General features: G+C 40.3%; 22 protein-coding genes and 1 other RNA gene. 17 read left to right on the top strand and 6 right to left on the bottom strand.

The genetic code is table 11. From position 1 onward, the window contains the following. Nucleotides 1–15: 15 nt before the first annotated feature. Both I585_RS01235 and recU read right to left on the bottom strand, forming a co-directional pair. The gene (locus tag I585_RS01235) at nt 16–2,325 is read right to left on the bottom strand and encodes a PBP1A family penicillin-binding protein (RefSeq protein ID WP_010739213.1); all 2,310 of its coding nucleotides are present in this window, start codon (nt 2,323–2,325) and stop codon (nt 16–18) included. Beyond that, entirely contained in the window at nt 2,318–2,935 is a 618-nt protein-coding gene (recU, locus tag I585_RS01230; RefSeq protein ID WP_010739212.1) for a Holliday junction resolvase RecU, read from the bottom strand. The genes I585_RS01235 and recU overlap by 8 nt, the downstream gene beginning before the upstream one ends. A gap of 81 nt (nt 2,936–3,016) precedes the next feature. Here recU and I585_RS01225 point away from each other — a divergent pair, with 81 nt between their 5' ends. From I585_RS01225 to I585_RS01205, 6 genes are all read left to right on the top strand, one after another. Continuing rightward, nucleotides 3,017–3,574: an SLOG family protein gene (locus I585_RS01225; protein WP_010739211.1), complete on the top strand. Its 558-nt coding sequence runs from the start codon at nt 3,017–3,019 to the stop codon at nt 3,572–3,574. A gap of 68 nt (nt 3,575–3,642) precedes the next feature. Further along, nucleotides 3,643–4,047, top strand: a complete 405-nt coding sequence (gene gpsB, locus I585_RS01220) for a cell division regulator GpsB (RefSeq protein WP_010739210.1) — start codon at nt 3,643–3,645, stop codon at nt 4,045–4,047. 14 nt (nt 4,048–4,061) lie between these two features. Further along, nucleotides 4,062–4,434: RNase P RNA component class B (gene rnpB / locus I585_RS22795), an RNA gene on the top strand. Nucleotides 4,435–4,680: 246 nt separating this feature from the next. Further along, nucleotides 4,681–5,844 carry a THUMP domain-containing class I SAM-dependent RNA methyltransferase gene (locus tag I585_RS01215; RefSeq protein ID WP_010739209.1) on the top strand — a complete coding sequence of 388 codons (1,164 nt, stop codon included), beginning with the start codon at nt 4,681–4,683 and terminating at the stop codon, nt 5,842–5,844. Next, entirely contained in the window at nt 5,834–6,475 is a 642-nt protein-coding gene (locus tag I585_RS01210; protein ID WP_010739208.1) for an HD domain-containing protein, read from the top strand. Before I585_RS01215 ends, I585_RS01210 begins: the two co-directional genes overlap by 11 nt. A 115-nt stretch (nt 6,476–6,590) precedes the next feature. After that, nucleotides 6,591–6,938, top strand: a complete 348-nt coding sequence (locus I585_RS01205) for a hypothetical protein (RefSeq protein ID WP_010739207.1) — start codon at nt 6,591–6,593, stop codon at nt 6,936–6,938. A gap of 12 nt (nt 6,939–6,950) precedes the next feature. Here the strand turns inward: I585_RS01205 and I585_RS01200 are convergent, their stop codons facing one another. Continuing rightward, nucleotides 6,951–7,265 carry a hypothetical protein gene (locus tag I585_RS01200; RefSeq protein WP_010739206.1) on the bottom strand — a complete coding sequence of 105 codons (315 nt, stop codon included), beginning with the start codon at nt 7,263–7,265 and terminating at the stop codon, nt 6,951–6,953. Between the two features lie 128 nt (nt 7,266–7,393). On the opposite strand from I585_RS01200, the gene I585_RS01195 reads away from it, so the two are divergent. Next, nucleotides 7,394–8,542 carry a VanZ family protein gene (locus tag I585_RS01195; protein ID WP_010739205.1) on the top strand — a complete coding sequence of 383 codons (1,149 nt, stop codon included), beginning with the start codon at nt 7,394–7,396 and terminating at the stop codon, nt 8,540–8,542. A 1-nt stretch (nt 8,543) separates the two neighbouring features. Next, nucleotides 8,544–9,893 (top strand): DEAD/DEAH box helicase, encoded by a 1,350-nt coding sequence (locus I585_RS01190; RefSeq protein WP_010739204.1) that lies wholly within the window; start codon nt 8,544–8,546, stop codon nt 9,891–9,893. A 28-nt stretch (nt 9,894–9,921) separates the two neighbouring features. Here I585_RS01190 and I585_RS01185 read toward each other — a convergent pair whose 3' ends face one another. Then, nucleotides 9,922–10,362, bottom strand: a complete 441-nt coding sequence (locus tag I585_RS01185) for a GNAT family N-acetyltransferase (RefSeq protein ID WP_010739203.1) — start codon at nt 10,360–10,362, stop codon at nt 9,922–9,924. A 70-nt stretch (nt 10,363–10,432) separates the two neighbouring features. Here I585_RS01185 and I585_RS01180 point away from each other — a divergent pair, with 70 nt between their 5' ends. The 3 genes from I585_RS01180 to cls all read left to right on the top strand — a co-directional run bounded on the left by I585_RS01180 (nt 10,433) and on the right by cls (nt 15,996). After that, nucleotides 10,433–11,485: a DUF7278 family profilin-like fold-containing protein gene (locus I585_RS01180; RefSeq protein WP_010739202.1), complete on the top strand. Its 1,053-nt coding sequence runs from the start codon at nt 10,433–10,435 to the stop codon at nt 11,483–11,485. Between the two features lie 267 nt (nt 11,486–11,752). Continuing rightward, nucleotides 11,753–14,386, top strand: a complete 2,634-nt coding sequence (alaS, locus tag I585_RS01175) for an alanine--tRNA ligase (RefSeq protein ID WP_010739201.1) — start codon at nt 11,753–11,755, stop codon at nt 14,384–14,386. Between the two features lie 149 nt (nt 14,387–14,535). Further along, entirely contained in the window at nt 14,536–15,996 is a 1,461-nt protein-coding gene (gene cls, locus I585_RS01170; RefSeq protein WP_034708245.1) for a cardiolipin synthase, read from the top strand. On the opposite strand, the gene I585_RS01165 is transcribed toward cls, so the two are convergent. Then, complete coding sequence (locus tag I585_RS01165; protein ID WP_010739199.1) at nt 15,991–16,377, bottom strand: ribonuclease HI family protein; 387 nt, start codon at nt 16,375–16,377, stop codon at nt 15,991–15,993. The two genes, cls and I585_RS01165, sit on opposite strands and share 6 nt — an antisense overlap. Before the next feature lie 39 nt (nt 16,378–16,416). Here I585_RS01165 and I585_RS01160 point away from each other — a divergent pair, with 39 nt between their 5' ends. After that, nucleotides 16,417–16,851, top strand: a complete 435-nt coding sequence (locus tag I585_RS01160; protein ID WP_010739198.1) for an EbsA family protein — start codon at nt 16,417–16,419, stop codon at nt 16,849–16,851. 9 nt (nt 16,852–16,860) lie between these two features. Here the strand turns inward: I585_RS01160 and I585_RS01155 are convergent, their stop codons facing one another. Beyond that, nucleotides 16,861–17,061: a cold shock domain-containing protein gene (locus tag I585_RS01155; protein ID WP_010739197.1), complete on the bottom strand. Its 201-nt coding sequence runs from the start codon at nt 17,059–17,061 to the stop codon at nt 16,861–16,863. A 174-nt stretch (nt 17,062–17,235) separates the two neighbouring features. Here I585_RS01155 and I585_RS01150 point away from each other — a divergent pair, with 174 nt between their 5' ends. The 5 genes from I585_RS01150 (at nt 17,236) to I585_RS01130 (ending at nt 23,363) form a co-directional block, all read left to right on the top strand. Beyond that, on the top strand, nt 17,236–18,909 hold the full coding sequence (locus tag I585_RS01150; RefSeq protein ID WP_010739196.1) for a formate--tetrahydrofolate ligase: 1,674 nt from the start codon (nt 17,236–17,238) through the stop codon (nt 18,907–18,909). A 267-nt stretch (nt 18,910–19,176) separates the two neighbouring features. Then, the gene (gene argC / locus I585_RS01145; protein ID WP_010739195.1) at nt 19,177–20,208 is read left to right on the top strand and encodes an N-acetyl-gamma-glutamyl-phosphate reductase; all 1,032 of its coding nucleotides are present in this window, start codon (nt 19,177–19,179) and stop codon (nt 20,206–20,208) included. Nucleotides 20,209–20,230: 22 nt separating this feature from the next. Then, nucleotides 20,231–21,424 (top strand): bifunctional ornithine acetyltransferase/N-acetylglutamate synthase, encoded by a 1,194-nt coding sequence (argJ, locus tag I585_RS01140; protein WP_010739194.1) that lies wholly within the window; start codon nt 20,231–20,233, stop codon nt 21,422–21,424. Nucleotides 21,425–21,477: 53 nt separating this feature from the next. Next, nucleotides 21,478–22,227, top strand: a complete 750-nt coding sequence (gene argB, locus I585_RS01135) for an acetylglutamate kinase (RefSeq protein WP_010739193.1) — start codon at nt 21,478–21,480, stop codon at nt 22,225–22,227. Continuing rightward, nucleotides 22,224–23,363 (top strand): acetylornithine transaminase, encoded by a 1,140-nt coding sequence (locus tag I585_RS01130; RefSeq protein WP_010739192.1) that lies wholly within the window; start codon nt 22,224–22,226, stop codon nt 23,361–23,363. Before argB ends, I585_RS01130 begins: the two co-directional genes overlap by 4 nt. Nucleotides 23,364–23,472 lie beyond the last annotated feature (109 nt).

Raw genomic sequence — 23,472 nt, 5'->3', positions numbered from 1 at the left:
CGAGCGGCCTTTTTTCTAATTGTCTGATTTTGGTGCTTCATTTCGTTGCGCCGGCGTTTGATTAGGTGGATCTGCACTAGCCGACGGTTGAGAAGGCTGGGGCTCAGCAGATGATGAAGGCGTCGGAGTTGGTGCCGGTGCAGAACTAACCGGAGCCTCACTGCTGCTAGCCGGAGGTGCAATAGTTGACGATTCCGACACGCTTGATGCAGATTCAACACTGCTGGTTGAACTAGTCGTATTATTAAAATAGTTGTTGTTGTAATAAGAACTTTGAACTGAATAGCTAGGTTGGGCTGGAACAGAAGAAGCACCCTTAACATAAAGCTCATTTCCAATTCTAAGAACATCACTCGGCATTACCCAATCCTCGTTTGAGACATTTTCGGATGCATAACTCATCATTTCACGATAAACGTCCTGTGCAATATATTCAGATTGAGAAGTGATGGGAGTCATCCGATTGTCATACCCCGCCCAAATGGATAATGAGTAATGTGGTGTAAAACCAGTGAACATCACGTCAGGAGAAATCGAGCCATAATGCGGAATCTTTGCCAATTCATCATCCGTATAGTTAGACGTTCCCGTTTTACCGGCTTGGAAGAGATTTGGAATTTGTGCTTTGTATCCAGTTCCTTTAGAGATTACGTCCTTCAATACATCCGTAACCATATAAGCGGTATAAGGTTCCATCGCTTTTTTACCTTCATTCGAGAAGCTTTGTTCAGAGCCGTCTTGGTATTTGATCTTATTGATATACAGTGGTTCATTATAGGTTCCGCCGTTAGCGAAAGCGGCATAGGCAACGGCCATTTTCTCAGTAGAAATGCCGTACTTAGTTCCATCCTGAGTTTCAGTGTTGCTTGAAATTGCATTTGCTTGCTGAATATCTTTATATTGGATACCCAATTTTTTCAAAAATTTCGTTACATTTTCAGGACCGACTTCATTGAAGAGTTTTACCGCAGGGACATTTCGTGAATCGTATAAAGCTTGACGCAAGGAAATGTTTCCTTGATAGCTGTTGTCCCAGTTTTTAACTTCTGTTTTCGTACCTTGGTAGTTATAAGGGCGATCCTCGATTCGATCTCCAGTAGATTTTTGTAAATACTCAAAAGCCGGACCGTAATCAGTGATCGGTTTAACCGTTGAACCAAAGTCGCGATTTGTATTCACTGCTCGGTTCATTCCTAAGTAAACATCATCAGCAATATTTCGTCCGCCTATTTGAGCGGTGACTTTCCCGGTTTTGCTATCTACTAATGTCGCAGCAATCTGTAATTCTTCATCAGGATACTGTACATACTCATCCCCGTTAACAATCGCATACAAACGATTTTGTGCTTCTGTATCTAAGTTCGTATAGATATCTAAACCGTCAGTATAGACATTTTTCCCAGTTTTTGCCTCGACTTGAGTAATCACTTCTTTGACATAGTTGTCGGCAACTTTTCTTTCTTGGTTGTCTGATTCTAACGGCAGCAAACCCTGATCAACGGGTTCTTTTGTCGCTTTGTCGTACTCATCTTGAGAAATTTTCTTATTGTTCAGCATCGTGTAAAGTACAGTATCTCGACGATCTTTAGCTGCTTCCGGATGTTTGTATGGATCATACGAGTTAGGCGCCTGCGGCATTCCAGCAAGCAGAGCAGTTTGTGCGATCGACAGATGCTGCAACTCCTTGCCAAAATAAGTCTCGGCAGCTGTTTCCATTCCGTAAAGCCCGTTGGCCATATAAACCTTGTTGATGTAGTAGGTCAAAATCTCTTGCTTTGAATGTTTCTTTTCTAACTGAATAGCCAACCAAGCCTCTTGTGCTTTTCGCCGCAAGGTTTGATCAGAAGCCTTTGTTGAGAAGAAGGAAAGCTTAACGAGCTGTTGCGTCAAGGTACTTCCGCCTTGCAGTCCGCCTTTGTTCGTTATATTGTGCACCACTGAACCCATTATTCGAACAGGATCCACGCCATTATGTTTGAAAAAGCGTCGGTCTTCGACTGAGACAATTGCATCATCCAGTTCCTGTGGAATTTTGGTGGCACTAACTTTCTCACGCTTTTCTGCGCCTAGATCTTCAAAGATATTTCCATTGCTGTCATAAAGTTTTGAAGAAACTGTAGCATCTAATTTCTTCTCACTTAAGGCTGGTGCATCTTTTACATAGAAGAAAAAGATACCAATACCAGTAAGTAACGCTACACAGAGCAAACTGACGATTCCAATCGCTATTTTTAACCCAATGTGACGACTTTTCTTCGTTTTTGATTTAGGTTTCTTTCCTTGAGTAGTTCGCATTGATTTTTGCGAACGTGAGGGATTAGCCATTTGATAAACTCCTTTTTTCAAGATATTGTTCCACCGCTTTCAAGTAAGGGATTCTTGGGGCAATCTGCGGTGTGATCTCGATACCAACTGTTTCAATTAATGTGAGCGGTATTGATTTTTTGCCGTTTTCTTGTCTGCTCCAATAGTTTACCAGTTCTTCTGCAGAAAGAAAAAAGCAACGGTTTAAGCTTGAAAACCAAAGTAAAACAAAACAAATCGCATCTTGATTCAAGCATTGCTGCATGTGCGTAATTTGATGCTGATGGAAATTTTTAAGTGGGAAAGAGGTTTTGTTTTTTGTTTCCTTCGCTTCAAAATCCAAATAGTATCCACGATAAACGCCATTATAATCTGTGGTAGAAGGCTGTCTAAAATAAGCTTCCTTAATAACAGCTGCACTACGTTTGGGGTAGTCGACTTTAACAATTTGAAGCGGCGTTGGCTTTTTATGGACAACTGCCTTATCATGAGTTAAGTAGTATTCGTTGCTTTGATTGATTGCTTCTTCAAAGCGCATACCGCGATTAGCAAACGTCGTTTCTTTTTTTAATGCACGATCTCGAGGATTCTTTTGTGAAAATGATTGACCATTAGGGTAGTGAAAGGTCATTTTTTCATCACACTCCTGTTTGCTATTATAGCAAATTTTTCGAAAGATATTTTATTTTTAACTGAAAGTAAGGAAAATGCAATGAATGACATAATACAGCGGCTTTACGTAACAGGATATCAAAGCTATGAATTAGGAATTTTTAGTGAGCAGGACCCTAAGGTGAAAGTAATTAAGAATGTTTTAAAAAGGGAGCTTGTAGCTCTGATCGAAAATGGATTAGAGTGGGTGATGATTAGTGGAAGTCTTGGAACAGAGATTTGGACGGGACAGATAATCAATGAACTCAAAGAAAGCTATCCCGAAGTTAAATTAGCAATTATTTTTCCTTTTGAAGGATTCGGAAGTAACTGGAAAGAACACAATCAATTACTTTTAAGCGAGCTCGTACAAACAGCGGATTTCGTGGATGCAGTCAGTCATCAGCCGTATCAAAATCCCGGACAATTTAAAAATCATGTAAATTTCTTGTTACAGCATACCGATGCAGCTCTAGTAGTATATGATACTGAGTATCCTGGTAAAAGTAAGTTTTTCTTAGGAGACGTTGAAAAATATCTAGAGCAAAATCCCTATGAATTGCTTACAATCACTATGGATGATTTAGAAAATTCCTCGGACTTCGGGGATAGTGTTTGATTTCCTTTAATATATCAGCTAGAATATATAGGAAAGTAAATTAAGATTAGAGCTAATGAGGTGGAAAAATGGCGAATGTAATCTATACTCCGAACGATATTTTGGAGCAAGAATTTAAAACAAAGATGCGCGGTTACGATCCAATCGAAGTCGACGAATTTTTGGACAATGTAATCAAAGATTATGAAGCTTATAACAAAGAATTATTGACACTAAGAGAAGAAAACGATCGCTTGAAAGCAAAAGTTGAACAACTATCAAAAGCTCAGCCAGCTCCTTCACGTGTAAAAGAAGCGGCACCTAAGAGTTCAGCTGTTACGAACTTTGACATTTTGAAACGTTTATCAAATCTTGAGAGAGAAGTGTTCGGTAAAAAACTTGATCAACAAGCATCAAGTCAAGCGACAACTTCTGATTTTGGTCAAAATTATACACAAGACGAAAGTGATATTGAAAAAACTCGTCAATTTTAAATTTGAATGATGCAATTTTTTGGTAATCGCGGTCTGCATTACGCAGGCTGAGGAAAGTCCATGCTCGCACAGACTGAGATGTCTGTAGTGTTCGTGCTTAGCGAAACCATAAGCTAAGGTACTCTTAATTGGGTAACGGCAGAAAAAAGGGCTAAGGAGTAATCTATGCCTGAGTATTCTTGAAAGTGCCACAGTGACGAAGCATTTTGAGAAATCAAAATGGTGGAACGCGGTAAACCCCTCGAGCGAGCAACCCAAACGATGGTAGGGGCGCTTTTTCTAAGGAAATGAACGATGAAAGAGACGGCATTTATGTCGGAGATAGATGATTACCACGACGGACAAACTCCCCTGAGTTGTTCGGCGTACAAAACATGGCTTACAGAAAATTGCAGCAATTCAGGGTGTGCCTTCCAACTTTGTGTTGTGAAGGTTTTTTTTCAGTCCGTTTTTTTCAACATTAAAAAAACGAGCTGAATTCAGACAAATAGAAAAAATTGATTATGCTGTTTAGCGCAAGGATTTGAGAGATAAGAATCGAGGAGATTCTTATCCTTTTGAAAATCTCTACTATGGAATCTGAGCAATAGACAAATGTCATTATTAAGATAACGAAACCCAAAAGGAGCTATCATGGAAAAACAATATAATTTAATTGCTACTGCCGCAGCAGGTATCGAAGCGTTAGTAGGCAAGGAACTGAGAGATTTAGGAATTGATTGCCAAGTTGAAAACGGACGTGCACGTTTTAAAGGCGATCTTGAAACGATCGCTACTGCGAATTTATGGTTAAGAACGGCTGATCGCGTAAAAATAATTGTCGGCGAGTTTGACGCTTTTACATTTGATGAATTATTTGAAAAAGTCAAAGCGATTCCATGGGAAGATTTCTTGCCAATGGATGCTGAATTCCCAGTTGCTGGTCGTTCAATCAAATCAAAACTGTACAGTGTACCCGATTGCCAATCAATTACAAAAAAGGCTATCGTTGAACGATTGCGTGAAGTCTACCATCGTCCTGCTCGGGTTCCATTGCCTGAAACAGGTGCGCTGTTCCAATTGGAAGTTGCGTTGTTAAAAGACCATGTTGTTCTGACTTTGGATACGACTGGCCCAAGTTTATTCAAACGGGGGTATCGATTAGAAAAGGGTGGCGCGCCCTTAAAAGAAAATATGGCGGCAGCATTGGTAATGCTGACCAATTGGAGGAAAGACCGTCCATTTTATGATCCTGTCTGTGGTTCAGGTACTTTATGTATTGAGGCGGCCTTGATTGGTCATAACATCGCTCCAGGATTCAATCGTGAATTTGCTTGTGAGGCATGGGATTGGTTCGACCCAGCTGTTTTAGACAAAGTTCGTGCTGCAGCAGATGAGGCGGCAGATTATGATATTGAATTGGATATCGCGGGTTCTGATATTAATGGCCGAATGATTGAGATTGCGCAAGCTAATGCTGAGGAAATTGGATTAGGTGGTTCGATTGACTTTAAGCAACGAGCGGTCAAAGATTTCAAAACTGAAAAAGATTATGGTGTGATCGTAGCCAATCCTCCTTATGGAGAACGTTTAGGTGAGGAAGAACAAGTTCGTGCATTGTACCGCGAGATGGGCGATGTTTTCCGTCCGTTGAAGACTTGGAGTAAATATATCTTGACGAGTGATCTAGCCTTCGAGGAGTTTTATGGCGCTAAGGCTACTAAGAAAAGAAAATTGTATAACGGTGCAATAAGAACTGACCTGTTCCAATACTGGGGTGAACGTCCGCCAAGAATGCCGAGAAACGATGCAAAATAATTTAGCGGCGATCCGCGGGTATGCAAAGGAAAAACTTGGCAGCGATCGCAGCGGCCATGATTTCTACCATGTTGAACGGGTAGCAAAAATTGCTGGAAAATTAGCTGAAGAAGAAGGCATTCAAGATATATTGTTAATCGAAGCCGCAAGTTATCTGCATGACGTGATAGATGACAAAGTCTTCGCAAATGTTGAAAGCGAAAAAGAAGCTCTTAAAAAGTTTTTAAAAGGACTTAGTTTTTCCGATGAAAGTATAAATGAAATTTTTGACATCATCGAAAATATTTCGTTTTCTAAAGAACTAGAATTGGGAAAGGCGGAGTTAACTTTAGCGGGACAAATTGTTCAAGATGCTGATCGTATAGATGCGCTGGGTGCGATCGGTATTCTTCGAACCGCTTATTATGGAGGTCACACACAAAGTCCTTTATATGACCCCAATCTTTTACCGCAAGAGTTTAAAACTAAGCAGGAGTATCGACAGAAAAGTACCGTGATCAATCATTTTTATGAAAAATTGTTTAAATTGCCGGCGACGATGAACACAGAAGCAGGTAAGGCCGAGGCACAAAAAAGAATGGTATTTATGGAAGAGTTTTTAAAAAGATTTTATGAAGAGTGGAATTTATAATAAAATTGGAGCTTAAATAATCATAAAAAACTAAAAAAATCCCTTAGACAAGACATATTATTTCCAGTGAACTTATTTTTCTCCTATAATGTTCCTTGGTTAGGAGGAACTCTAAATGCTGCATCGTGAAATTTTGAGTCCCGAAGAAGTTTTGGGAAAAATGCCCAACTTGTCTGAGGGATTATTTGCTATTCGTTGCCAACTTACAAATAAGACCTATCAAATTATTTTATATAAATATCAAGAGGATTATTTCCTAGTAGAAAATCCGGCACTGATCAGTGTCTTGCTTGAAAAAGATCGAAGTTTTTTTGGTACATCAGAACAATTATTGAATGCGATTGAAATGTCTTTTGAGGATAACCATTATCAACCCACAACAAAAGAATGGGTCAATTTGGATTTAAACACCCTGAGCCTATTAGACAATGTGGAAATCAAATTCTTTGATTTGGAAGAATAGCAGGGTGTCCTGTTATTCTTTTTTTCTAAACTGACGAAAAAGATAATAGAAGTTAATGACAGATAAGACGGCCCCTAGAATTAACGGCACCACTAAGCGACCTTGACTGTAACCAAAGTTTTTTTGGAAACTCTCGGCCGAAGTAATTGCTATGACTGTTTGACTATAGTTATACACTTGATAACTAAAAGTTGTTAAGAAAACTGCAATTAGTGTTAAGACGAAACGACGATAGTCCGTGCTTCTTAATTTTTTTACAAAATAGAAAATCATGTAGATAACCATTAAAGCGGCGGGAACGCCAAAAGCAAAAAGCGGGTTAAGCATTTATTTTTACCTCCTTAAGAAATGTTCATTATTACGATGGATACGCATCTATTCTACCATAATACAGAAAAAGCCTTGCTGATTTGAAACAGGATCGGTAAAAAAAGTCTTAAAAACGAGGGAGTTTTATGAACAGTTATATTTTTCCAATCAAAGCGGCGGTACTCACTTTTCCTTTTTTGGCAATGGTAATTGCTGCCCCATTTCTAATTTATTATTATCGTAAATACGGACAGTTAGGAAAACTGAGAAGTGTTATTTTGTATTCTTTTGTTTTCTACTTATTATGTGCGTATTACTTAGTGATTCTGCCTTTGCCTAGTATCAGCAGTGTGGCTCAAATGACCGGGCCGCGTTACGAATTGCATTTGTTTCAATCATGGCATAATTTTATGAATCAGACTGTTCTACAATTGAACAATCCAAGCACGTATCTAGCAGCAATGAAGCAAAGCGTCTTTCTGGAACCGGTGTTTAATATTTTCTTGCTTTTTCCATTCGGTGTTTATTGCCGCTATTACTTCAAGTTTTCTCTTGGAAAGACAATCTTAGCAAGTTTCTGTTTATCTCTATTTTTTGAACTGACACAATTAAGTGGATTGTATTTTATTTATCCGCGGCCTTATCGTTTATTTGATGTAAATGATCTATTGCATAATACGATAGGCGGTCTTTTAGGTTTTGCTTGTGCACCGTTGTTTACCTTCTTTTTGCCAACTCGAAGTGAATTGGATTCTGAATCATTGGTTAAGGGTCAAACGGTTTCGCTGCTGCGTCGTTTTTTGGCGATGATGATTGACTGGTTTGTTATTGGCATTCTTAGTACATTATTAAGTTTTCTTTCAAGTTTTCTGCCGACGGCTGTTTACGATCTATTTAATTATTCTTTCGTAGGTTTTACACTTGAGGTTATCCTTTATTTTATGATCTTCATGTATCTATGGAATGGTCAAACTGTCGGAAAAAAAATAGTGCGGATACAAGTTGTAGAAAAGAATCGCGAACATATTCGTTTGTGGAGTCTCGTTAAACGATATAGTGCATTTTATTTGCTGATGTATGGGTTACTGCAAATTTTCCAATACACAATGAATCACTTGACCACTACAAATCATACTGTTTTTATCGCATATGTCACATTTGGTTTGATAAGTTTAGGAATTTTACTTTTATTTCTATTCAACTTATTGTATGCTCTCATAAGACGAAAACACCGCCTATTCCATGATAAAGCAAGTCACACGTTTACAATCAGCACACTTAAGAAAGAGGTATAACATGCGAACGTTTGAATCATTCAATTTCCAACCGTTTATCCTTGAAGCCATCAAGGATAAAGGTTTTACTGAACCAACAGCGGTTCAAGAAAAGCTGATCCCATTAATCAAAAAAGGGAAAAATGTCGTTGGTCAATCACAAACTGGGTCAGGAAAGACTCATACATTTTTACTACCATTAATGAATAATATCGATGCTGCAAAGGATGCAGTTCAAGTTGTAATCACAGCACCTAGTCGCGAGTTAGCTAGTCAAATTTATCAAGCAGCGGTTCAGATCGCTCAATTTTCACCCATCGAGATGCGAGTGACTAACTTTGTCGGCGGAACCGACAAACAGCGTCAGGTAGATAAATTGACGACTCATCAGCCCCATGTTGTCATTGGAACACCTGGACGAATTTTAGATATGATGAATGAACAGGCCTTAAAAGTTCATACGGCAGAATACTTTGTCGTTGATGAGGCGGACATGACTTTGGATATGGGCTTTTTAACAGAAGTCGATCAAATTGCCGGTCGTTTGCCAAAACATTTGCAAATGCTAGTGTTCTCAGCAACGATTCCAGAGAAATTACGTCCATTCCTATTAAAATATATGGAAAATCCAGTCATTGAAGAGATCAAATCGCATGCGGTGATCTCCGATACCATCGAGAACTGGTTGATTTCTACTAAAGGGCAAGACAAAAATCGTTTGCTCTATCAGTTACTAACGATCGGTCATCCTTATTTAGCAATCGTTTTTGCGAACACGAAGCAACATGTTGATGAAATCAGCGATTATTTGAAGAAACAAGGATTGAAGGTAGCGAAAATTCACGGTGGTATTTCTCCTCGTGAACGGAAACGTGTAATGCGCCAAGTCCAAAACTTGGATTATCAATATGTTGTGGCGACTGACTTAGCGGCTCGCGGGATTGATATCGAAGGAGTTTCCCACGTTATCAATGCGGAGATTCCACAGGATTTAGATTTCTTCATCCATCGTGTCGGAAGAACCGGTCGAAACGGGTTACCTGGAACAGCGATTACATTGTATAGTCCAAGTGATGAAAATGATGTTTCATTGATTGAAAATATGGGCGTGACCTTCCAGCCTAAAGAAATCAAAAATGATGAGATCGTGGATACGTATGATCGAAACCGCCGGAAAAAACGGGAAAAATCAAAGGATGAATTAGATCCAACCTTGATTGGACTTGTTAAAAAATCGAAGAAAAAAATCAAACCAGGTTATAAAAAGAAAATTGACCGAGCAATTGCCGATTCAAATAAACAAAAACGACGTCAAACGCGACGTCAAGAAGAACGCGGTGCTCGCAAGAACAAGAAACGCTCCAACTCTTAACAGCTAATAAAAGCACTTGCAGCCATCATTACTGATTGGCCGCAAGTGCTTTTTGCATTTTTACACAAGGAATTCCATCCTCGATAAAGACATCAGAAATCACATGATACCCTAAGTTTTCGTAAAATTGCTGCGCAGTGGTTTCTGCAGAAAGAATGGATCGCTTGCATTTTTCACTGATCGCCCGTTGTTCAATCGAAGTTAAGAGCTTTGCCCCTAAACCTTGTTGGCGATAATCAGGCAATACGCATAAACGGTCAGGATTAAGCGTTTGTTTGTCTAATTTTTGATAACGAATCGTTGCGATCGGTAGTTCATTATCAAAGAGCACATAATAGTGCCGATCAGCTGTGTCAAGGGCATCAAATTCATCCTCTGGTGAGATTTCTTGTTCTAAAATGAAAATTTGATAGCGTAAATAAAAGGCTGCAGCTCGTAGTTCTGGCGAAGCTCCAAAATATTCCTTCATCTTTTTCCTCATTTCTTGATGATAATGGTATAATTCTAGCATACGATTGTTGGAGGAGGCAGAAAGATTTATGAACTTATTAGATCAATTGGACTGGTCCTATTGGAAACGATTGAATCCAAGAGAAAAACGCACGTTGTTAAGCCAGCTTTTGCTTCATTTTGTAAATCCGTTAATGAAGATTTCGGATATTGAGTTAAAAGATTTTGATTTATTTGGTATTAAGTGCCAGACATTTCAATTAATGATAGACGAAGAGGAGTTTGTGTTCATTCCTGGCAACAAAGATGCCATTTTGGGCTGGAATTTGGGGACCAAAGGCTTGTCTTTATTAGAAACAGCACCTAGCGCACAGGAAATTACGATTCCGCAGGAGCTGCGGGGGCAATACAACTTTTTTGATGTAGATTCATTAGGGGAACTGATCAATGATAAAACGACCAGCTTACGGAAAGTTCAAATTCCACCTATGTTTGTCCAACGCCATGCTTTACCGGCAGGGACGAATTATTTAGGGGTCTATGATTCGGTGACGGGAAGCTTTTCGGGTGAGGCCGATCAATTTTCATCATATGAAGAAGAAATAAAAGAGGTACTATCGCCTAATCTTACACCTGAGGAAAGTATGACTTGGTCATTTCCTAAAAATGTGTTGAAGGAAGACCGCTGGTACATTGAAATGATTCCTCATTCGGATAGTTATTATGTCTTTAGTCATGAAAAGCATACTTATACCAGTTTGCGAAAAGCGATTCGCAAAAAGAATTTCGACTTATTGACAGAGGACCAATGGGAATATGTGAATGGTGCCGGCAGTCGACGCTTGTTCCGCTGGGGCAATGATTTGAACGTGATGGATCCTTATCGCGGGAAAAATGTCAGAAAAATGATGGAACAGGCCAATATGTTTGGTTTATTTTTCGAAACTTCGATGGAACGTTTTGAAATTACTGAAGATCCTGGCGTACTAAAATTGACGAACAGGAAAAACAATGTCGGTATTCCGATCGTTGATTTTCTTCCGTTAGCTAGTTATTACAGCAACAGCACGTCAATGCTTCATGAAGAAGTGCTGTCGCCGAGTGACTATTTGTATCGTAAAGCGATTTTAATCAAGATCTAGTTTGACTTTTGACAAACTTTTTTCTATACTCTTAAAAGGATATGGTTTATTCTTCACGCATCTACAGAAAGTGCACGGTTGCTGAAAGCTGCACGTTGCGGATAATAAATTGCTCCCGACATTTTTGGTTGAAAAATCAACGCTGCTCAGCGTTAACGAGCTGAAGAGGTAATGATCAAACTATCATTGCAATCAAGGTGGTACCGCGAGTTTTCGTCCTTGACTGCAGTGGTAGTTTTTATTTTTTTTAAGAAAAGGGGAATATAGATGAAAAAATTATCAAGCGCTGAAGTGCGCCAAATGTTTTTAGATTTCTTTAAAACCAAACAACACATGATCGAACCGAGTGCATCGTTAGTACCGGTCAATGATCCAACTTTGCTGTGGATCAACTCAGGTGTTGCAACGATGAAAAAATACTTTGACGGCAGTGTTGTCCCAGAAAATCCGCGGATTGCTAATGCTCAAAAATCCATTCGTACCAATGATATTGAAAACGTAGGTAAGACAGCTCGTCACCATACGATGTTTGAGATGCTGGGCAACTTTTCGATCGGTGATTATTTTAAAGTAGAAGCGATCGAATGGGCCTGGGAGTTCTTAACGTCACCAGACTGGATTGGTTTCGATCCAGATAAGCTATACGTGACGGTTTATCCAGAAGATAAAGAAGCAAAACGTATCTGGTTGGAAGAAGTTAAGATTCCAGCAGATCACGTAGTTGAAATTGAAGACAATTTTTGGGATCTTGGCGCCGGTCCAAGCGGTCCTGACTCAGAAATTTTCTATGATCGCGGCGAATCGTTTAATGATTTAGCCGAAGACGATCCGGAAAATTATCCTGGAGGGGAAAATGAACGTTATCTTGAAATCTGGAATCTGGTATTCTCAGAATTCAACCATACGCCGCAGGGAACTTACGAACCATTGCCGCATCAAAACATTGATACCGGGATGGGACTTGAACGGATGGTTTCAATTATCCAAGATGCTCCGACTAACTTTGAGACCGACTTGTTCTTACCAATCATTGGTAAAGTGGAAGAATTGAGCGGGAAAAAATATGGTACTGACAATCAATTAGATATTTCTTTCAAAGTTATTTCTGACCATATTCGTTCTTTGGCTTTCGCGATCGGTGATGGTGCTCTTCCTTCAAACGAAGGTCGTGGTTATGTTTTACGTCGTCTATTGCGTCGTGCCGTTATGCATGGGAAAAAGCTGGGGATTGACCAAGCGTTCTTATATAAACTAGTTCCAGTTGTTGGCGAAATTATGGTGAGCTATTATCCAGAAGTCAAACAGCAAGAAGCGTTTATCGAAAAAGTTGTTCGTACGGAAGAAGAACGTTTCCACGAAACGATTAATGATGGCCTAACGATGCTCAACGATGTGTTGGCTGAATTGAAGGCGAATAATGAAACGACATTAGATGGTAAAATGATCTTCAAGCTTTACGATACCTTCGGCTTTCCAGTGGAACTTACCGAAGAAGTTGCAGAGGATGAAGGTTTGAAAGTCGACCATGCTGGCTTCGATGTAGAAATGCAGGCACAAAAAGAGCGTGCTCGTGCTGCACGAACAACAGAAAAATCAATGGGTGTTCAAACAGCCTTATTAGGCGACATCAAAGTCACAAGCAAATTTGTCGGTTATGACCATTTAGAAAGCGAAAGTGAATTACTAGTCATTTTACAAGACAATGCACTGGTTTCATCAGTGAGTGAGGGTGAAGCACAAGTAATCTTTGCTGAAACACCGTTCTACGCTGAAATGGGGGGACAAATCGCCGATAAAGGGATTATTGTTGATCAAGACGGCAAAATTATCGCCAATGTGATAGATGTCCAAAAAGCGCCAAATGGGCAAGCATTGCATACGGTAGAAATTCTTGCACCATTAAGCGAAGGTTCAACTTATTTCTTACAAGTCAATGCAGCTTATCGCAATAAAATTATCAAAAACCATACCGCGACGCATGTACTTCATAAAGCATTAAAAGAGGTTTTAGGAGATCACGCGAACCAAGCGGGTTCATTAGTGACAGATAAGCATTTACGTTTTGACTTTACGCATTTTGGTCAAGTGACTGCCGCAGAACTAAAAGAAATGGAAAAAATCGTCAACCAAAAAATTTGGGAAGCTATTCCAGTGGTTACGATCGAAACGGATATCGACACAGCAAAAAACATGGGTGCAATGGCGCTATTTGGTGAAAAATATGGTCACGACGTACGAGTGGTAAATATCGGCGATTGGTCGATTGAACTATGCGGCGGGACACATGTTGCTAATACAGAAGATATTGGTGTATTCAAGATCGTTTCAGAATCAGGAATCGGTGCCGGCGTTCGTCGGATCGAAGCGCTGACCGGCAAAGAAGCTTATCAAGCGTTCCGCGAAGAAGAAGAACAATTGCTTCAAGTTGCACAGATCGTCAAATCACCACAAATCAAAGAAGTTGTCAGCAAGACAGAGCAGTTGCAGCAGCAATTACGTGAGTTACAGAAAGAAAACGAACAATTAGCAACAAAATTGGCAAACCAGCAAGCTGGGGATGTCTTCAAAGATGTGAAAGAAATCAACGGTACGACTGTGATCACAGCCCAAGTCAATGTGAAGGACATGAATCAGCTGCGTCAATTAGCTGATCAATGGAAACAAAAAGCCTTATCAGACGTTCTTGTTCTTGGAACTGTTCAAGGCGAGAAAGTCAATCTTCTAGCAGCTATGAGCCCTGCTGCGAATGAGAAGGACTTAAAAGCTGGCGATTTAATCAAAGCAATCGCTCCAAAAGTAGGCGGCGGCGGTGGCGGTCGACCTGATATGGCGCAAGCCGGCGGAAAAAATCCAGCGGGATTATCAGCTGCACTAACAGAAGTTGAAAACTGGTTGGCATAGGAAATAGTTTTATGAGGCAGGACAAACATAGCGTCCTGCCTTTTTTGAATGAGAAAAATTCCATTATCGACGACGTGTTTCTTTTAAAGCTAAGCTTCTTTCGGTATAATTTGAATGAGAGATTTATTTTTTTGAAAAGAGGGGACCACTTGGGAATTATTGAGCAAATTATTTTTCTTATTTTTATTGTCAATGCCGTCGGCGCGATCATTACTGTTTTTCGCAAACCGCGGAATATTACGACGATCTGGGCTTGGCTTCTGACCTTGATCTTTTTACCAGTCATCGGCTTTCTTATTTACGCTTTTTGCGGTCGTGGAATCGATGGGGAAACGATGTATCGTTTTGAACAGGAAGATGAAACGCGTGTAAAAGAAATTAATGGGATAATCCAAGAAGACAATCGTCATGTGGATTATAACGAACCGGATCAACTGTATCCGGCCGCAACGGCTTTAGTAAAGTATTTTAAAAATTTAGATGAGTCGCCATTAGCGATTCGAAATGAACTGGAATTCTTTTTAGACGGAACAGAAAAATTTGAACGTCTATTTGTGGATCTGCGGGAAGCACAAAGTACGATTCATGTTGAATATTATGCCTTCTTTAATGATCGAATCGGCAATCGTTTTATGCGTATCTTAGAGGAGAAGGCCGCTCAAGGCGTAGAAGTACGAATGATCTATGATCCGTGGGGGTCGCCCAAAACAAATAAGAAGTTTTTTGAAACGCTGATCAAGAATGGCGGGAAAGTCACACCTTTCATCACATCAAAAAATATTTTGGCCAAAACACGTTTGAATTATCACTTGCATCGCAAGATCGTTGTAGTGGATGGTCAAATTGGTTGGACAGGCGGTTTTAATGTTGGAGATCAATACCTGGGAGAATCTGAACGATTCGGCAGATGGCGGGATACGCATGGCAGGATTGAAGGGACTGCAAGCTTCACCTTACAGGAGATCTTTATTCGTGATTGGAATGCTTCTGTAGCAGATAAAACGGAACGTATGAGTTATCTGCCGGAGTATTTTGTTTTGCCGCAGAAGCAAATCGACAAAGGGGTACCGATGCAGATTGTTGCTGATGGCCCTGACTCAAGCGAACAGATAATTAAGGACGGCTTTGTTCGCTTGATTTTAGCCGCGGAAAAGAGCGTTTGGATTCAAAGTCCGTATCTTGTTCCAGACGAGACGATGATTTCAGCAATCTTAATTGCCGTGCGCTCTGGGATCGATGTCCGAATTATGATTCCAAATATGCCGGATCATCCGTTCATTTATCGTGCGACGCAGTACTACGCGAATTATTTGCATCAGCGCGGTGTTAAAATTTACCATTATGCAGATGGGTTTCTTCATTCTAAGACCATCGTGGTAGATGACGAATTAGCGACGTTTGGTTCTACTAATCAGGATATCAGAAGCTATGAGCTGAATTTTGAAGTCAGCAGTTTTATCTATGATCCAGAGGTAGCGCGGTTATTCCGTAAAATATTTGAAGACGATATGAAGGAATGTATCTTATTAACTGATGAAATGATTGCCAATCAATCTCATTGGTTAAATTTCAAACAGCGTTTTTCTCGCTTGTTATCACCAGTTTTATAATTTTTTTCGCAATCCTTGGCGGGCTAGATTGTCCGCCCCTTTATTTTTGCCCTCGGGGATCCATTGCAGGACAAGTAATGGGAATTGCGGAGCCAATTCATTAAACTCTGATAAATATGGCTGGAAGAGCTTGTTTTTTGTTTGTCCTTGGTCTAAAATTTTTATTGCAGTTTTACTATCAGAATAGAGCAAAATCGTTTGATCATTCAACTGATGCTCAATTAAATAAGTTAGCGCATAGAGAATTACGGCCAATTCGGCTTGATGATTGTCGGTTTCGGGCAATGATATCGCAAGTTGTTTTTGCTTTTCAGCAATAATTAGAATGCCTCCGCCACTTTTTTCTGCATTCGTGGCAGCATCGGTATATACTTTTAACATAATGATCATCCTTTTTTAGAGTAGAGTAGGAGTAAATGCATGGAAAAAAAACGCTATTTTTGGCAACCAGAGCTTTCGATTAGCATAATTTATTGGTCGCTGACCTTTATTATTCTTTTTTATGGTCTAATTTTGACCTTGGAAAAAACCCATCCTTATTTAAGAGGGAACATTTTTATTGGGATCTTCCTTTTATTTTCGCTGGTCGGGCTTCATCGCTATTTATTTCTTGAAGAATCTGGGATAAGAATCCGGTATGCCAGACTTTGGCGGCGCGAGACGATCCTTCGAGAGCATATCGATTATTTGGCTCTTTGTAAAGACGGGATTATTATCCAGCGCAAGGGACTTAGCGGCGCGAATTTCCATCTTGCCATGCGGAAAAAACGAAAAGAAGCTTTTATCAAAGATTTCGCCGCATTTTATCCTGAAATTGAAATTAAAAAAACAAACGAAAAGATCAGTCGTGACTGATCTTTTCGTTTATTTCTTTTTCACATGAGCCGCCTGCATACCGCGTGCGCCTTCGACAATTACAAATTCTACTTCGTCACCAGAATCCAAAGTTTTGAACCCGTCTTCCTCAATAGCGGTAAAGTGAACAAATACCTCTTGATTCTCTTCATAGTCAATAAAACCATAGCCTTTTTTTTCATCGAACCATTTAACAATGCCACTATTCATCACGCAACACCCCTTTGCAATTGCTGTTTTTATTATACGTGATGGAAACAAAAATTGCGAATCAATAAGATTGCCGATTCTAGGTGCTGTTTTTCTCAGAAAAATTCGTTATAATAAAAATGAACGAATAAAAAAGTGTGTTTTTCTGAATAACGTTCGGGAAAGGGAGTTTTTATGAAGACTGACATTGAAATATCTCAAGCAACGACTCTAGCACCAATTACAGAAGTTGCAGAAAAAATTAATTTATCTTTTGATGATTTAGAATTGCATGGTAAATATAAAGCAAAAATTGAATTTGATGCTTTAGAAAAAATGAAAAAAAATCCTGAAGGAAAACTGATCCTAGTGACCTCGATCAATCCAACTCCAGCAGGTGAAGGTAAATCAACTGTTACAATCGGTTTAGGAGATGCCCTAAATAAAATTGGTAAGAAAACAGTGATTGCTTTGCGCGAACCTTCTTTAGGACCAGTAATGGGAATCAAAGGTGGAGCAACCGGCGGCGGTTATGCGCAAGTATTGCCAATGGAAGACATCAATCTTCATTTCACTGGTGACATGCACGCGATTACGACGGCTAACAATGCGCTATCTGCATTATTAGACAATCATATTCATCAAGGCAACGATTTAAATATCGACGCGCGGCGAGTAATCTGGAAACGAGTGGTAGATCTAAATGATCGCGAATTGCGTCATATCACTGTGGGACTTGGCGGACCAATCAACGGTGTTCCGCGGGAAGATGGATTCGACATAACCGTAGCCAGTGAAATCATGGCGATCCTATGCTTGGCGACAGGTCTGAAAGATTTGAAGCGTCGACTATCCAACATTGTTGTGGCTTACACATTTGATCGTGAACCAGTAACGGTTGGAGATTTAAGAGTTGAGGGTGCTTTGGCGCTGGTACTTAAGGATGCGATAAAACCAAATCTTGTTCAAACAATTTATCAAACACCAGCCTTTGTGCATGGCGGACCATTCGCGAATATCGCACACGGCTGCAACAGTATCTTAGCAACAAGAGCCGCATTGCATTGTGGTGATTACGCCGTTACGGAAGCTGGCTTCGGCGCGGATCTTGGCGGAGAAAAATTTTTGGATATCAAAGTACCAAGTTTAGGCAAAGCACCTGATGCTGTGGTGATCGTCGCGACCATTCGGGCACTGAAAATGCATGGCGGCGTTGCGAAAACAGATTTAAGCGCTGAAAACCTTGAGGCGTTGAAGGAAGGCTTTAGCAATCTTGCTAAGCATATTCGCAACATGCGTAAATATGGCTTGCCTGTCGTGGTTGCTATTAATGAGTTTATTAGTGATACGGAAAAAGAAATCTCCTTATTAAAAAGTCTTTGCGAACAGGAAGATGTGAAGGTTGAGCTTGCCAGTGTTTGGGAAAAGGGGCCAGATGGCGGTATTAACTTAGCTAAAACAGTGGTTGACGTGATCGCAAATGAGGAAAACAATTTCCATTCGATCTTTAGCAGAGATCAGGATGACTTGAACGAAAAAGTCGAAACGATCGTTCGCGAGATTTACGGTGGAAATGAAGTTATCTATAGTAAGAAGGCGCAGCAGCAATTAGCCAGCTTTAAAAAATATGGCTGGGATCGCCTGCCGGTCTGTATGGCAAAAACGCAATATTCCTTATCTGATGATCCAAGTAAATTGGGTGCTCCGATTGACTTCGATGTGACGATTCGTGAATTTGTTCCAAAAATCGGTGCGGGCTTTGTGGTCGCTTTGACCGGTGATGTGATGACCATGCCTGGTTTGCCGAAAAAACCAGCAGCATTAAACATGGATGTTGATGAAGAAGGCAATGCAATCGGTCTATTCTAAACACATAATAGAAGATTAGAAAACGCAGAGATGAGTCGTCTCTGCGTTTTTTTGCATACTAAAAAGAATAAATGCATATTATTTCGAAAAAAGCCTGAATAAATTTATAAAAAACCATTGACTTGTATAAATACTAAACGTATAATCATCACAAATAGCAGGTTTCTAATCGTATTATTATACAATTCTTAGACAGTTCGAAAATGAAAGAATATACGAATGAAAACCAAAATTATTTTCCTCAAAGATGAGAAGGGAGTGGATCATATGAAAGTATCGATTATCGGAGTGACAGGTTATAGCGGGATCGAGTTGGTTCGTCTTTTATTGCAACATCCAAAAGTGGACATTGTTTCAATTCATAGCCATTCTCAGATTGGTAAAGATATCGATGAATATCTGCCGCATTTAAAACAATTACTCGATCTGCCGTTGGAGCCGATTGATTCGACAAAAATAATGGAGCGAGCTGAGCTGGTATTTTTCGCAACACCGTCAGGTATCTCAAAGGAAATCGCGACAGCCTTTGTCGAAGCAGATTTCCCAATCATCGACTTATCTGGTGACTTTCGTTTAAAGGCCGATGGGCAGTATGAAAAGTGGTATAAAAATTCAAGTGCTCCTTTTGATTTTCTGCAAAATGCGCATTATGGTCTAGCGGACTTTTATCCTGAACCATCATCAAAATTAATCGCTAACCCCGGTTGTTACGCGACAGGCAGCTTATTATCACTGGCTCCTTTAGTAACACAGAAATTAATCGAGACAGAATCGATTATCGTTGATGCAAAATCGGGATTATCCGGTGCCGGAAAGAACTTATCCGAATCGAGTCATTTCGTTAATAGCAATGAAAATATGACCCTCTATAAAATGAATAGTCACCAACATATTCCAGAAATTATGCAGCAATTGCAACGATGGGATAAAAAAATCCCGGCGATCCAGTTTTCTACTTCTTTGATTCCAGTGACACGAGGAATCTTTATTACTACATATGCTAGAAGTAAAGAAAAGATGACGCAAAGCCAATTATGGGATATTTACCGAGAGTTTTATCAAGAAAAACCGTTTGTTCGGGTACAAAATCAAAATTGTTATCCCAACTTGCGACAAGTCATCGGATCAAACTTTTGTGATATCGGCGTTGCCTACAATGAGGTCACTAACATGATCACGGTAGTCACCGTATTGGATAATTTAGTGAAGGGTGCTGCCGGGCAGGCCGTTCATAATCTAAATCATCTAGCAGGCTGGCCAGAAACGACCGGTTTAAAGCTTGTCCCAATTTATCCTTAAAAAATTTCGGAGTGTGAAGAATATGCAAATTATAGACGGAACAATCGCCAGTCCTAAAGGTTTTTATGCAACTGGCTTACATGCAGGCTTAAAAAAAGAAAAGAAAGATTTAGGTGTGATCTATTCAGCGATCCCAGCTAATGCGGCCGCGGTTTACACCACGAATCAAGTCAAAGCGGCCCCGATTTTCGTTACTAAAGAAGCAATGGCTGATCAAAAAGTCCAATCGGTAGTGGTCAACTCAGGTATCGCAAATGCCTGTACAGGAGATCTTGGATTGGAAAACGCGAAGGAGATGCAGTCCTTAGCAGCGTCTCAATTAAACGTCGCAAAAGAAAATGTCGCAGTTGCCTCAACAGGAGTGATTGGAAAACAATTGCCGATGGAGATTATTGAGTCTGGAATTAGTAAAATTGATTTGCAGCAGCAACAACCATATGCGTTTCACGAAGCCATTTTGACAACTGATACCAGCACAAAAGAAATCGTTGTAACCGAGGAAATCAATGGTCAAATGGTGACAATGGCTGGTGTCGCAAAGGGGTCTGGCATGATCCATCCTAATATGGCGACGATGCTGGCCTTTATTACAACCGATGCGCAAATCTCAAAAGATTTGTTGCAAGAAATGCTGGCTGACAAAACGGAGACGACCTTTAATCAAATCACGGTTGATGGCGACACATCAACGAATGATATGGTTTTAGTTCTTGCCAATGGTTTGGCAGAAAATCCAATCATTGAAAAAAATTCTGAAGCGCATGAAAAATTTATCGCGATGTTCCAGCTGGTCAGTGAAACGTTGGCCAAAATGATCGCCAAAGATGGCGAGGGTGCCACAAAACTGATTGAAGTACAAGTGGTGGGTGCACTTAGTGATACCGAGGCCCGTTTGGTCGCAAAAAAGGTCGTGGGCTCGAGTCTAGTGAAGACGGCTATGTTCGGTGAAGACCCAAACTGGGGCCGAATCATTTGCGCAGTTGGCTATGCGGGATCACAGACTGATCCGGAAAAAATCGATATGTGGATCGGCGATCAGCAATTATTGAAACACAGTCAACCGCAAGAATTTGACGAACTAGTTATGAAAGAAACACTGGAAAAAGAAAAAATTTGTATCACGGTGGATCTGAATATCGGCGAACAAAGCGGGAAAGCTTGGGGCTGTGATCTGACTTATAAATATATCGAAGTAAATGCTTTGTATCACACATAAAATATCTTAATAGAAAAAATGACTGACTGATCTGAAATAAGGAGCGAATGACCATGAGTAAAATTGTCGTAAAAATTGGCGGTGTAGCCAGTGATAATCTAACAAAGAAATTTTTCCAACAAATCGAACAGTGGCAAGCATGCGGCCATGAAATCATTATTGTCCATGGCGGCGGCTACTATATCACTGAAATGATGGAACGTTTAAATATTCCGGTAATGATAAAAGACGGGCTGCGGGTGACGACTGAGCAGGCGCTGAAGGTCACTCAAATGGTGCTGATCGGTCAAGTTCAACCGACGATCACGACGCTCTTCCAGCAGCACGGGTTTGGGACGATCGGTCTCAATGCCTCTTGCGATAATTTGATCCAAGGAAAATTGATCGATCAGAAAAAGTTGGGTTACGTTGGTGAAATCACTGACGTTCATCCTGCGGCGATTGAAAGTGTTCTGCATAAAAACTACATTCCGATCATCGCTCCTTTAGGAATGACGAATACAGGACAATGGTTGAATGTGAATGCCGATGATACTGCCTGTAAAATCGCAGAGGCGGTTGATGCGGATGCCTTGTATTTATTAACCGATGTTCCCGGTGTGAAGCAATCAGGCGAATGGCTTGAAAAGGTTTCAATCACTGAAGTGGAACAATTGAAAAAAGAAAAAGTCATCACCGGAGGCATGATTCCCAAATTAGAAAGTGCGATGGACGCTTTAGAAAACGGCGTTTCAGAAGTTCATATTACCAACTGCATTGAGAAATCTGGTACCGTGATAGTTAAAGAGGGGGTCTTTGCATGAGTCAACTTTTTCCCAACTATGCACGAGACACGATTGATTTAGTCGATGGTTCAGGCAGCTATGTTTACGATCAAAACGGGACAAGCTATTTGGATTTTATGAGCGGGATCGCTGTGAGTAATCTAGGTCATAATCATCCTAAAGTGATGCAGGCTCTCTCTGAGCAAGCCGACAAAATTTGGCACAGCTCGAATTTATATTCCAGTCATTTACAAGAACAGGTTGCTGAAAAATTGACGATGGGAAAAGAGTATTTAGCTTTTTTCTGTAATAGCGGGACCGAAGCCAATGAAGCGGCGATCAAACTAGCTAGAAAAGCAACTGGCCGTTCGAAAATCTTAAGTTTTGAACAGTCTTTCCATGGCCGAACCTATGGTGCCTTGAGTGCGACTGGTCAACCCGCCTTGCAAGCCGGCTTTTTTCCGATTGTCGAAGGCTTCGAATATTTGCCTTACAATCAGCTTGAGCCGCTGAAGGAGCAATTAGATGAAACTTTGGCAGCGGTCATGTTGGAAGTGATTCAGGGGGAAGGCGGTATTATTCCCGCAGAGAAAGAATGGCTTCAGGATGTCGCAAAATTATGTAAAGAGAATAATAGTTTATTGATTATTGATGAGATTCAAACCGGAATGGGAAGAACAGGAACCTTTTTCGCCTTTGAAACTTATCAGATCGAACCAGATATCATCACAATCGCCAAAGCTTTGGCTAACGGGATACCCGTTGGTGCAATGTTAGGAAAAAAAGAATTAGCCGAAGCTTTTGGCCCTGGTTCTCACGGAACGACTTTTGGTGGAAACAATCTAGCAATGAAGGTTGCGGATACTGTGGTAGCAGAGATCAATCAGCCCGATTTTATGGCAGAAGTAACGGCTAAAGGCAATTACTTGATCGAAGAACTGACCAAGCTTATCGCAGTTTCAGACAAAGTTCTTGATGTCCGTGGAAAAGGCCTGATGGTTGGTGTAGAACTGGACTCAGCAGAAACGCTGCAGCAAACGATCCAAGATTTGAAGGCGCAAAAATTATTGGCAATCAAAGCTGGAAAAAAAGTACTTAGATTACTGCCGCCGTTGACGATCAGTCAAGAAGAATTGGCAAATGGTGTCGAAATCATTCAGTTGGTACTGAAATAACAGCTATTTCCGCGTTTGAATAGAAACTGAAACGAATTTTTACTAGTATTATCCGAAAAACTCCTAAATATCAGTCATTTTAGTGGGAATGTCCTCAGAAATTTTATGA

The organism is Enterococcus malodoratus ATCC 43197, from assembly GCF_000407185.1.
Taxonomy (GTDB): domain Bacteria; phylum Bacillota; class Bacilli; order Lactobacillales; family Enterococcaceae; genus Enterococcus_A; species Enterococcus_A malodoratus.
Note: the sequence above shows the minus strand (reverse complement) of the source record. Positions and strands in the feature narration are given on the sequence as shown.